11 protein-coding genes are annotated in these 11040 nt (G+C 59.8%); 9 read left to right on the top strand and 2 right to left on the bottom strand.

The window, feature by feature from the left end:
- Nucleotides 1-272: 272 nt before the first annotated feature.
- Nucleotides 273-1589 carry an aspartate aminotransferase family protein gene (locus IG617_RS15710; RefSeq protein ID WP_192110170.1) on the top strand — a complete coding sequence of 439 codons (1317 nt, stop codon included), beginning with the start codon at nucleotides 273-275 and terminating at the stop codon, nucleotides 1587-1589.
- Between the two features lie 5 nt (nucleotides 1590-1594).
- On the top strand, nucleotides 1595-2368 hold the full coding sequence (locus IG617_RS15715; RefSeq protein ID WP_192110171.1) for a beta-keto acid cleavage family enzyme: 774 nt from the start codon (nucleotides 1595-1597) through the stop codon (nucleotides 2366-2368).
- A 2-nt stretch (nucleotides 2369-2370) separates the two neighbouring features.
- On the opposite strand, the gene IG617_RS15720 is transcribed toward IG617_RS15715, so the two are convergent.
- Complete coding sequence (locus tag IG617_RS15720) at nucleotides 2371-3282, bottom strand: LysR family transcriptional regulator (protein ID WP_192110172.1); 912 nt, start codon at nucleotides 3280-3282, stop codon at nucleotides 2371-2373.
- Between the two features lie 101 nt (nucleotides 3283-3383).
- Between IG617_RS15720 and IG617_RS15725 the strand changes: the two genes are divergently transcribed.
- Nucleotides 3384-3662, top strand: coding sequence for a hypothetical protein (locus IG617_RS15725; RefSeq protein WP_192110173.1), 279 nt, complete (start codon nucleotides 3384-3386; stop codon nucleotides 3660-3662).
- Here the strand turns inward: IG617_RS15725 and IG617_RS15730 are convergent.
- Nucleotides 3659-4255: a LysE family translocator gene (locus IG617_RS15730; protein ID WP_192110174.1), complete on the bottom strand. Its 597-nt coding sequence runs from the start codon at nucleotides 4253-4255 to the stop codon at nucleotides 3659-3661. The genes IG617_RS15725 and IG617_RS15730 overlap by 4 nt on opposite strands.
- Nucleotides 4256-4364: 109 nt before the next feature.
- Between IG617_RS15730 and IG617_RS15735 the strand changes: the two genes are divergently transcribed.
- The 6 genes from IG617_RS15735 to IG617_RS15760 all read left to right on the top strand — a co-directional run bounded on the left by IG617_RS15735 (nucleotide 4365) and on the right by IG617_RS15760 (nucleotide 10497).
- A complete protein-coding gene (locus tag IG617_RS15735) occupies nucleotides 4365-5747 on the top strand; it encodes an aminotransferase-like domain-containing protein (protein ID WP_209008518.1) in 1383 nt (460 codons plus the stop codon).
- A gap of 107 nt (nucleotides 5748-5854) precedes the next feature.
- On the top strand, nucleotides 5855-6649 hold the full coding sequence (locus IG617_RS15740; protein WP_192110176.1) for an energy-coupling factor ABC transporter ATP-binding protein: 795 nt from the start codon (nucleotides 5855-5857) through the stop codon (nucleotides 6647-6649).
- The gene (locus IG617_RS15745) at nucleotides 6646-7263 is read left to right on the top strand and encodes an energy-coupling factor transporter transmembrane component T family protein (RefSeq protein WP_192110177.1); all 618 of its coding nucleotides are present in this window, start codon (nucleotides 6646-6648) and stop codon (nucleotides 7261-7263) included. Before IG617_RS15740 ends, IG617_RS15745 begins: the two co-directional genes overlap by 4 nt.
- Nucleotides 7264-7325: 62 nt before the next feature.
- Nucleotides 7326-7880 (top strand): biotin transporter BioY, encoded by a 555-nt coding sequence (locus tag IG617_RS15750; protein WP_192110178.1) that lies wholly within the window; start codon nucleotides 7326-7328, stop codon nucleotides 7878-7880.
- Nucleotides 7881-7900: 20 nt separating this feature from the next.
- Nucleotides 7901-9343 (top strand): class I adenylate-forming enzyme family protein, encoded by a 1443-nt coding sequence (locus IG617_RS15755; protein ID WP_192110179.1) that lies wholly within the window; start codon nucleotides 7901-7903, stop codon nucleotides 9341-9343.
- A complete protein-coding gene (locus tag IG617_RS15760) occupies nucleotides 9340-10497 on the top strand; it encodes a thiolase family protein (RefSeq protein ID WP_192110180.1) in 1158 nt (385 codons plus the stop codon). The genes IG617_RS15755 and IG617_RS15760 overlap by 4 nt, the downstream gene beginning before the upstream one ends.
- Nucleotides 10498-11040: the final 543 nt, after the last annotated feature.

The following is an 11040-nucleotide window of genomic DNA, read 5'->3' on the forward strand; positions in this document are numbered from 1 at the left end:
AACCATGACGCAGACCACGTTTGAAATGCAGATTTGAGCTCTTATTTTCCGGCCATAAAGTTAAAATTGTCATGAAAAACGTGGTTAAGGTTCAAGCAAATCTGCGGCGCCAATGCCGAGGTTTGTTAAGAAATTCGGCAAGGCCGCACAACGATCTTGTGGCAGCGTCCAATTGCCTATGGCGGGGTATCTGTCGATACGCTAGGCATGAATGTTGAAAATCCGCCTCGTATCGCGCGGCCGGATCAAGATTGCTGCCAGGAACAGTCCCGATGTCTCACGTATTTCCCCGTCACACGAAGGCCAGTCCCCCCGTCGCCGTGGCAGGCGATGGTTGCTATGTGATCGATAGCGCGGGCAAGAGGTATTTTGACGGGTCGGGCGGCGCGGCCGTCTCATGTCTTGGCCACAGTGACCCGGATGTGACGGCGGCGATCAAGGCACAAGTCGATAAGATTGCTTTTGCACACACCGGGTTTTTCACCTCCGAACCTGCCGAGGAACTTGCGGATCTTCTGATCGAACATGCGCCGGATGGGCTTGAGCGCGTTTATTTCGTCTCAGGCGGTTCTGAGGCAATGGAAGCCGCGCTGAAGCTGGCCCGGCAGTATTTTCTCGAGATCGATGAACCTAGTCGCCACAGGGTGATTGCCCGCCGGCAGAGTTACCACGGCAACACTTTGGGAGCGCTGGCGACCGGCGGCAATGCCTGGCGGCGTGAACCCTTCGCGCCCATGATGATCGAGACCTCACATATCTCGCCTTGCTACGAATACCGTGGGCGCGAAAATGGTGAGAGCGTCTTTGACTACGGGCAAAGGGTTGCGAACGAGCTGGAAGTAGAGATCCAGCGTCTGGGGCCTGAAAATGTCATGGCTTTTGTCGCTGAGCCGGTGGTCGGTGCGACAGCGGGCGCCGTGCCGCCCGTTGAGGGCTATTTCAAGCGTATCCGCGAAATTTGCGACGCCAACGGCATTCTCCTGATCCTCGACGAGGTCATGTGCGGTATGGGACGCACCGGAACCCTTTTTGCTTGTGAGCAGGATGGTGTGACCGCCGATATTTTGGCGATCGCCAAGGGCCTCGGCGCGGGCTATCAGCCCATTGGCGCGATGCTTTGTTCCGGCAAGATCTACGACGCGATCGAGAGCGGTTCCGGTTTTTTCCAGCATGGCCATACCTATATCGGCCATCCGACAGCCTGTGCAGCATCGCTTGCCGTGCTCAGGAAGTTGACCGGCGGCCTGGTCGATCAGGTCAATCCGCTGGGTCGTATGCTGGATGGAGCTTTGCGGGACGCCTTTGGCCAACACCCGCATGTTGGCGACATTCGCGGTCGCGGCCTGTTTCGCGGCATAGAGATCGTGGAAGACCGGGATACCAAGGCGCCGTTCGATCCGAAGCGGGGCGTCAACAAGGCGCTGAAGAAGGCTGCGTTCGAAGCCGGCCTGGCCTGCTATCCCATGGGCGGCACGATTGATGGTGTTCGAGGAGATCATATTCTTCTGGCCCCTCCCTTCATCATGACTGAGGCGCAGGTCGGCGAAGTGGTCGATAAGCTGGCTGTTGCCTTCAAGAAGGTGCTTTGAGTGTCATGAACTCCCTGCCCAAGATCATGGTGGCGCCCAATGGCGCGCGCCGGACCAAGGCCGATCATCCGGCCCTTCCCATGACGATTGGCGAGACCGTCGCTGCCGCTGTTGCCTGTCATGAGGCAGGCGCCGACGGCTTGCACGCCCACGTGCGCGACGCAGCCGGCGCCCATGTTCTGGATGCGGGCCTTTACCGTGAACTCCTGACGGAGATGCGCGAACAGGTCCCAAAGATGGCGGTCCAGATCACCACCGAAGCCGTCGGAAAGTACAGCCCGGCCGAGCAATGCAAGCTCGTTCATGATGTCGTGCCGGAGTTTGTTTCCATAGCGGTGCGGGAAATGATTCCGGAAGACCCGTCAGGCGAAGTTCGCGACTTCTATTCATGGACTCGCGAAGCTGGTATCGCGGTCCAGCACATTCTCTACAGCGCGGAGGACCTTGGCCGTTTCTACAAGATGGTCGAGTTGGATGTCTTTGGAGGCCACGAGCATCAGCTGCTCTTCGTGCTTGGGCGCTACGCAGAACAGCAGGAAAGCGTGCCCTCCGGCCTCGACCCGTTTCTGGCAACCGTGGCAGACGCGTCGCTCGAGCTTGAACTTGATTGGGGCGTATGCGCCTTCGGGCACCGGGAAACCGATTGTCTGGTCCATGCGATTTCGAATGGCGGCAAGGCGCGTATCGGTTTTGAGAACGGGCTTTGGAACAGAGATGGCGAGCTTGCCGCAGACAATGCCGATCGGGTTCGTGAGCTCGTTGCCGCGGTAAGCCGCTGACCTCAGGCAGCCTGTTCGGCAGCTTTGTCTTTTTCCAACTCGGCGAGAACCCAGTCCCGGAACAAGCGAACCTTGCGCGTGTTCCGGACAGTTGGCGCGTAGCAGAGTGACCACTTTTCGTCCGGCACCTCTGCCAGAATGCCGAACGGCTGAATAAGAAGGCCCTGTGCCAGCGCCTCCCGGCAGAAATAGGGCGTGAGGATCGCGACTCCCTGACCGGCAATGGCACGGTTCGCCTCAAGGGCCTGAGAGCCCATCCGCGAAAACGGCAGATGGTCCAGATTGACCTCCGGCATGCCTGCCGCCTTGAACCAGATCGCCCACCAGGGATCACGTGCATCCACGATGGGTAGTTTCAGAATGTCGGCGGGCTCTTTGACGCCGCCGATCGTGTCGGCGAGCGCTGGGCTCAGCATCGGCGTGAATTGCGCTCGGACAATGGCGTGGCTGGTCCAGTCCGCCGGTGGTGGATAGCAGGCCGAGACAACAACGTCGGCGGTGTCGAATTCGGGACTTGCGGCCGGCCCATAGGGAATGATCCGCACATTGAGGTTCGGGTGTTGTACCTCGAAGGCGTGGATCCGGTGCGCGAGCCAATTGACGGCAAAGGTCGTGTTGCTGGAGACAATCAGCGTGTTGGCGGTTTCCTCGCGAATGTCATCGAAAGACTGCCGGATTTCCTCAAACGCCCAGGTAACGCGGTCTGCCAGGCGCTTGCCCTTCTCGGTCAGCTCGATCTGCCTCGGCTTTCTCACAAACAGCGCGAAGCCGAGTTTTTCTTCCAGCAACTTGATCTGGTAGCTCACCGCAGCCTGGGTCATGCCCAACTCATCTGCGGCGCGGGTAAAACTCAGATGCCGGCTTGCGGCATCAAAAGCACGTATCGCGGCAAGCGGGGGCAGAGGTTGGATCATATGCATAAGGTCTCCTTATGCAGGATAGCGCAAAACCAGTTGGCGAAAAAGCCCGTTCCTTGGCATCCTGAGGTCAATAACACACTGGAGAAATTAGTTAAATGACCGCCAACCGATCGGCTCGGCGGGGCGCTCCCGCTTTGCCTTTGCGCCTCTTGTCCAAAATATGGGGTCTTTTGCGGAAGTTCCTCGGTGTTCGCAATTCACGGGGCCGCATCAACCAGGTCGACCCTCAGCTCCCGACCCGCGCGCTCGCAGACATTGGCTTGGATCGGGTTGGTTCAGGTGGGACCGATCTGGATGACAAGTGGCGGCGTGAGCTGCAGGTGATGCTCGCGCGCAAGGCGGCGGACGAACAGCGCCGGAAGGTCAGATACTAAAGCAGCATCGCCCAGGCGGTCGCTGCGAGCATCCCGCCAGCCATGGTGATGGTCGTCGCGCGCAGGAGTGGGCCATCGCCCAGAACCGCGAGGATAGAGACCCCGACGAGGGCCCAGATGGAATGGGCGATCGTGCCGCCGATCAGCAAGCCACCGGTCAGGAGCGCCGCATTCTCCCCAAGTGCCAAGCCATTGCCGGCGAAAAAGGTCGTGAATGCAACAAGGCTCATGGCCCATGTCTTGGGGCTGAGAGGATGGATAAGGATCCCTTCCCAAAAGCTCGGCAGGCGGACATCGCCCTTCGGTTTGATGCTCAAGGAGACGATGCGCCAGGCGAGATAGGCCATATAGGTCATGCTCAACACCTTGAAGACGGTCACCAGCGGGCCGCCCTCGGCCATCACCTGCCCCAGGCCAAAAGCGACGCAGAGGTTCAGCACCAGCGATCCCAGCTGCGAGGCGACAATCACGGGAAAAGCTGTTCGGTAGCCTGACGTGGCCCCGATTGCCATGAAGGTCAGATTGCCCGGACCGGGCGTTCCGGTCATGACCGCTACGAAGAGGGCGAAGGCGGCAAGGGTTGAGAGATCCATGATTTCGCTACAATAGATACAATTAGGTCGCTGAAAAGCTATCTCTTGATCGATGTTACAGGTCAATGTATTTATTGTAGTCATGACAATATGGTGCCCTGACCTCAGCATGGCCTCTGGGCCGATCTATCTGGCCGTTGCAGATGCCATCGAGGCAGATATTCGCTCTGGCGCACTCGCTGTCGGCGAACGTCTGCCGCCGCAAAGGGAGCTGGCCTACCAGCTGGGCGTTACCCTCGGCACTGTCACGCGCGCCTATCGTGAGGCAGAGCGTCGAAGGCTTTTGCGCGGCGAAACAGGGCGAGGAACCTACGTCGCACCCGAAGAAATGGATGTGTCACCACTGATCCCCCGCGAGGACAGGAGCTCGGATCTCGATCTGGCCCGGAATTTCGCTTACCCGCATCTTAATCCGGACTTGAGCAAGGGACTTGCACGACTGGCCAGGACCCCTGGCATCGACAGGTTGAACGGATTCGTGCCATCCGAAGGCCTTGCCAGCCATCGGGAAACAGGAGCGTCGCTGTTCGATCTGTTTCATCTCACGGCCGACCCCTCCAACATCGCTCTGACCTGCGGCGCCCAGCATGGGATCCAGGTCCTGCTTCAGGCACTCTTTCGTCCTGGGGATGGGGTGGCCGTCGACGAGTTCACCTATCCTTCGATCCTGAATTCCGCGCCGCATCTCGGCCTGAAGCTGGTGCCAATTCCGTTGATGCAGGCGACGAGTGGGGAATTTCTCGGTATGGATCCTGCCGCTCTGGCAGAAGCTGCAAGGAGCCAGGACGTCAAAGGCGTCTTCCTGATGCCGAACATGCACAATCCGACGACCCACACGATGACTCTGGCCGAGCGGGAGGCGATTGTTGCGGTTGCGCGTGAGTTCGGACTGAAAATCATTGAAGATGACCCCTACACGCCGTTCGTCGAAACAAAGCTGCCTGCCCTTGGCGCACTGGCGCCGGAACTCACCGCGTCCATTGCAAGCATTTCCAAGCTGATTTCGCCTGGAAGCCGCATTGGTTTCGTGCATGTGCCGCGTGAGTATGGCAACTCGGTTCGAAACCTGATTGGCGAAAGCACCTGGATGGCATCGCCCATCACCGCTGAATTGATCTCGGGCTGGGTGCGCGACGGAACCCTCAAACGCACGCTCGCCGAAAAGCGCAAGGCCAACGCCATACGTTACGAATTGGCTTCGGCGGTTCTAGGCACGTCCCGTTTGCAAGGAGCAGCTGACAAGGTTTTCGCTTGGTTGGGTCTCCCTGTGGGCGTTGATCCCGGTGTGGTTGAGGCAAATCTGGCCCATCAGGGCGTCGCAGCGCTGTCGTCAAGATACTTTCAGGTCTCAGATCGAGGCGTGAAGCCTTATATGCGCGTGACTTTTGGTTCGATCGTCGGCGAAATCGAGTTTCGCAGGGCCTTGGAGCTTCTTGACTGGGCCCGCACATCTGACCCCGGAGAGCGGTTCAGGGCGTCGCCGGTTGGATAGTCGCGGCAGCCTTTCTTTGACATTGCTCTGGTCTGCGTCAATAAGCAGGCAAACTGGTGATCAACCGCCTGCCTGCGGCTGATCAACCGGAAAGAACCGGATGGAAAATGGCGTTCTGGACCCGACAAAACAAAGACACCAAGTCGAAGGAAGCGGCCATTGCGGCCGATTTTGACGCCTCGGACAAGCCATATGCGGTGCTGCAGAATGTTTCGCTGGAGCTTGAGGGCCGGCCGGTACTTCAAGACATCTCCTTGTCCCTGCAAGAAGCGCGGGTCGGGATCGTCGGGCTAAATGGATCTGGCAAAAGCAGCCTCGTGCGTCTCTTCAACGGCCTACGTATGCCCACCGGCGGCGAGGTGCGCATGTTCGGGGTTTCGACTGAAGCCTTGCGTGAAGAGCTGCCGCGCTATGTTGGCTTTGTGTTTCAGAATCCGGACCACCAGGCCATTTTTCCGACAGTCGAGGAGGAGATTGCTTTCGGCCTGACGCAGCTGGGTGTTGCCAGGGCCGAGGCGCGTACTCAGGCCCTCGCGTTTCTGGACCGCCATCACTGCGGGCATTTGGCGGAAAAACCGTTCGCTGATTTGTCCGAGGGGCAGAAGCAGCTCATTTGTCTGTTGGCGGTTCTCGTGATGAAGCCAAAACTCTTGATTCTGGATGAGCCCATGTCCTCGCTGGATGGACTGGCGACCAGGAGGATCGGGCGGAAGCTCGCCAAACTTGACCAGAAAATCTTGATGATCAGCCACGATCTTGACCTGTTGCGGAATTTTGACCGGGTGCTTTGGGTGGATGAAGGTAAGATACGCATGGACAGTGTGCCTGGTGACGTCCTTCCGGCCTACGAAGCAGATCTAGAGCAGCGCGCTGAGCGCGACCCGGAGGGGCTGCAACCTTGATCTCCCTCTATCTTCCGGGTCAAAGCTGGCTCCATCGATGCCCGGTCCGTTTGAAGCTGCTGTGTCTTGCCATCGCGAGCCTGCTGATCTTTCCGATCTCCGATCCACGCCTTCTGGGCATTGTGCTGATCGTTGTCGTCGGGCTCTACGGAAGTCTGGGCCCGCAGGGCCTGCGCCAATTGAAGGCCCTAAAGCCGCTTGTTTCGCTGGTTGTCATCATCTTTCTTCTCCATATCGTCGCCGGCAGTTGGCTCGAGGGCGTTACGGCGGTTCTTCGGCTCGTGGTCATGGTCCTGCTCGCGAACCTTGTTTCGATCACGACGCGCATGGACGACATGATGGAAGCGGTGATGCCATTGTTCGCTCCTTTGAGACTGCTCGGAATGTCACCGCGAAAACCGGCACTTGCGGTCACACTGGTTCTGCGGTTTGCGCCCGTGTTGCTGTCGGTATATTCCTCCTTGCGCGAAGCCTATCAGGCGCGCAGCGGCAGGCGGACGAGCTGGCGACTGATGGCGCCGTTCCTCCTGCAGTCGCTTGCGATGTCGGAAAACGTCGCCGAGGCATTGAGCGCCCGCGGTGGGGCCGATGGACTTCGCCAAGACAAAGCCTGACCCGGATGGGGTCCAAGGGAAGACGATAACGCGCCTCAGGGCGTCTTGATGAGGACGAAATGATGAACGACCGTTCCCTGGTCCAGATTGCATTTTACGCCGCACTGATCGCGGCACTGGGTCTCTTGCCCAAGGTGGCAATCCCCGTGATGGGCGGCGTACCGATCACCGCGCAGACGCTCGGCGTCATGCTTGCCGGTGTCATGCTTGGGCCCGTCCGTGGCGCATTGGCTGTGCTGCTTTTTCTGTTTCTCGTTGCTCTGGGTGCGCCGCTTTTGGCCGGCGGCCGTGGTGGTCTTGGTGTTTTCGCCTCGCCTTCGGTCGGCTTTCTTGTCGGCTGGCCGATCGGTGCCTTTGTCGCCGGCCTGATCATGCAGAAGACCGGTAGCCTGCGGGTTTTGCCTGCGGCCGCCATCGCCGCAACTGTTGGCGGTATCGGTATTGTGTATCTGATTGGCATTCCGGGCGTCGCCTTCATGGCCGATCTGCCCTTGATGTCGGCGGCGATCGGCAGTGCAGCCTATATTCCAGGTGACCTGATCAAGGTAGCCATCACGGCCGTGGTCGCGGAAACAGTTGCTCGTGGACTTCCACGAGCGCTGCTGTCGCGCGCCTGACGGAAGTTCGGTGCACTAGGATGGCATTTGTTGGCGAGACACTTGAAGCCCTCGCCAAGTCTGATCCCCAGGCTCCCGCGATAAGCTGCTCGGGCCGTCTTTGGACACGCGCGGCGTTTTTCGCCGAGGTTCTGGCTCTCGCTGAGGCTCTTCAGACCCGCGTTCCGAAAGGAGCGCGGGTCGCCTTGTGTATGAGGGACCCTGTCCTGCTGCTCGCTGCCTTTTTCGCGGTCGCCAGATCAGGTGCCATTGCCATGGTCTATGATCCCGACTGGCCCCTGGAACGTCGCGCCTGGATCGACCGATCCGTGCAGCCGCCGCTCACTCTGGAGAAGGACAGCTTTGACGATCTTCTGACCGCATTGAAGGATCAGGGCCCCCTGTCACAGGAGCCGCGACATCGGCCGGATGAGGCAGATCCCTTCTATGTCGGCTTTACCTCCGGCTCCACAGGCGTGCCCAAGGGCTATTGCCGCTCGCACCGGTCGTGGCTGGAGAGCTTTGGTGTCAGTGCGCGTGAATTTGCCATCGCCGCGAGCGATCAGGTCATCATTCCCGGCAATATGGTGCATTCGCTGCACCTCTATGGCGCTGTGCAGGGGCTTTGCGTCGGGGCCCAGGTGGATGTGGCAGAGCGCTTCAATCCTCGTCTGGTGGCGGCAAGTCTGCGTCAATCCGGGTCGGCAGTCTTCTACGCAACGCCGACCCAGATCCATTATGTTGCCCAGGAGCTACGGCGTTCCGGCCCCGCCCCGAACCTCCGTCTGGTGCTTGCGAGTGGGGCGAAATGGCGCGACGCTGACCGGATCGCCATGGCAGCTGTCTTTCCGGTGGCGCGGCTTGTCGAGTTCTATGGAGCATCGGAAATGAGCTTCCTGACCCTTGCAACACCGGAGGACAATGTCCCCTCCGGTTCCGTTGGCCGTGCCGCCGAAGGTGTATCACTCAGCATCCGGAACAGTGGGGGCGAGGCGCTGGCACCCGGTCAAACCGGCTTGATCTGGGCCCGGAGCGGCATGCTGTTCGACGGCTATATCTGCGGCGGCGGATCTGAAATTGCCTGGGAGGACGGCTGGCTGACGGTCGGCGATCGCGGGTTCCTTGATGCAGATGGCTTCCTGTTCCTGAGCGGCCGGGAAAAACGCATGATCGTGACCTCCGGAGTGAACATCTATCCAGAAGAAGTTGAACACGCGCTTGTCTCCCATGAAGGCGTGGCGCTCGCAGCGGTGGTTGCCCGGCCAGACCCCATTCGCGGCAGTGAGCTCGTTGCGGTCGTAAGTCTTGAAACGGGCGCTCTTGTCTCGGAGGCAGGTCTTCGTCGCCATTGTGCGGAGCGCCTGGGGCGGTCCAGAACGCCGCGCGCTTTCCTGTTTCGCTCCGAATTTCCGCTGACGCCTGGCGGAAAAATTGATCTGATGAGGCTCGAGGCTGAGCTTCAGAATTCCGAGCAGGTCCAATGACCGCCCACCCTCTGATCCTGGCAGCACGTAGAACGGCGGTCGCCCCGCGCGGTGGGGCTTTCCGAGCCCTGCAGGCGGACGAACTGGCAGCACCGGTTATCGAGGCACTGCTGGCGGATGCCGGGGTCGACAGGCAGGCCGTCGACCATGTCATTTTCGGCAATGCTCTCTATGGCGGCGGCAATCCCGCGCGGTTGGCGGCGCTGCGGGCAGGTCTTCCAGATCGTGTCCCGGCCCTGACACTCGACACCCAATGTTGCTCCGGCCTTGACGCGATCTTGATGGCATCTCATCTGGTCCGCTCGGGCGCGGCCCGTTGTGTGATCGCCGGTGGCATGGAGAGTTATTCGCGTGCGCCGATCCGAATGCATCGCCCCACGACAAGGGACGAAAAGCCGGCTCCCTATGACCGTCCGGCCTTCGCGCCGTTTCCCGAGCGCGACCCGGACCTGACCGCGGCGGCTGCAAGCCTGGCCGCGGAGTTGGAGATCTCGCGGCAGGATCAGGCCGACTACGCGGTGTGCTCACACGCGAAGGCCATATCTGCCACGAAGCAAGCACCCGACCTCACTGAGTTTGTCATCCTGCCGGAGGCTCCTCTTGAACGGGACGCCTTTGCCAGACCGCTCACACAGGCAACGGCTTTGAGGGCCCCGGTTCTTGCAGGCGACAGAGGGAGCGGTGTTTCTGCTGCGACAGTGGCCGTCGAAGCAGACGCTGCCGCAGCCGTCCTTGTGGTCGAGGAAGGTTTCGTGCAGGGCCTGGCCCCGTCCGCCTCACGTCTTGCGCGGACGAGCATTTTGGACGGCGTCTCTCGGGGCGGCCCGCCCGAAGACGCGGCACGCGTGCCGATTGACGCCATGCGAACCCTGCTCACCCGGCTCGGTAAGAGACCTGAGGACTTTGCGGGCCTAGAGCTGATGGAAGCCTATGCGGTTCAGGCCATGGCCACGGTGGCTGCGCTGGGCTGGCCCGAAGACAGGATCAACCGTTCCGGAGGCGCCCTGGGCCGGGGACACCCTATCGGCGCGTCGGGTGCAATCCTGGCCGTTCGTCTCTTTCATGAGCTTCAGCGCGAGGTGGAAGGAGCAACGGGGCTTTGCAGCATCGCAGCCGCCGGTGGCCTTGGCACGGCGCTGGCGCTCAGTCGCTAGCGGCTTTCGGACATTTCCTTTGCCGGCAACCGGATCTGGAGCCGAGATCAGCCCGAGAAGCCCCAGCGAAGAATGACGTCCCAATTTGCCATCTCATTGAATTACGTAGGGTTTTGCTGCCTTCCTCCTCTTTCTTTTTCTCTTTGTCCACAGTTGTAGTTTTGTATTTTTATTTAGTTTGTTTTTTTTGGAGTTTGTCGTTGACGGTTTTGGGGTGTGGTCCTATAACCACGTTCATCGACGGCGGCAACGTCGCTGGCGGACGGACACTGCGTCCAAAATTACTGAAAATGAGTGTTGACATCGGGCTTTGGTTCGACGATAAGGCGCTCCACTTCAGGCCTCGTTTGGGGCATCTGGTTCTTCGGAAAACGCCTTCGGGTGGCACGGGAAAACCAAACTGGGCTTTCGGGTCCAGTGTTCTTTGACAATTTGTATTGAAGGAAGGGAAGCGTGGACGGCGTTGTTCTTGCGGATGCTTGGTTGCTTATGTTGCTGAGTGTTTTAAGTGAGAGTTACGCAGGTACGCTGATCTTTTAGACA

It is taken from the genome of Roseibium polysiphoniae (assembly GCF_014842925.1).
Lineage (GTDB): Bacteria > Pseudomonadota > Alphaproteobacteria > Rhizobiales > Stappiaceae > Roseibium > Roseibium polysiphoniae.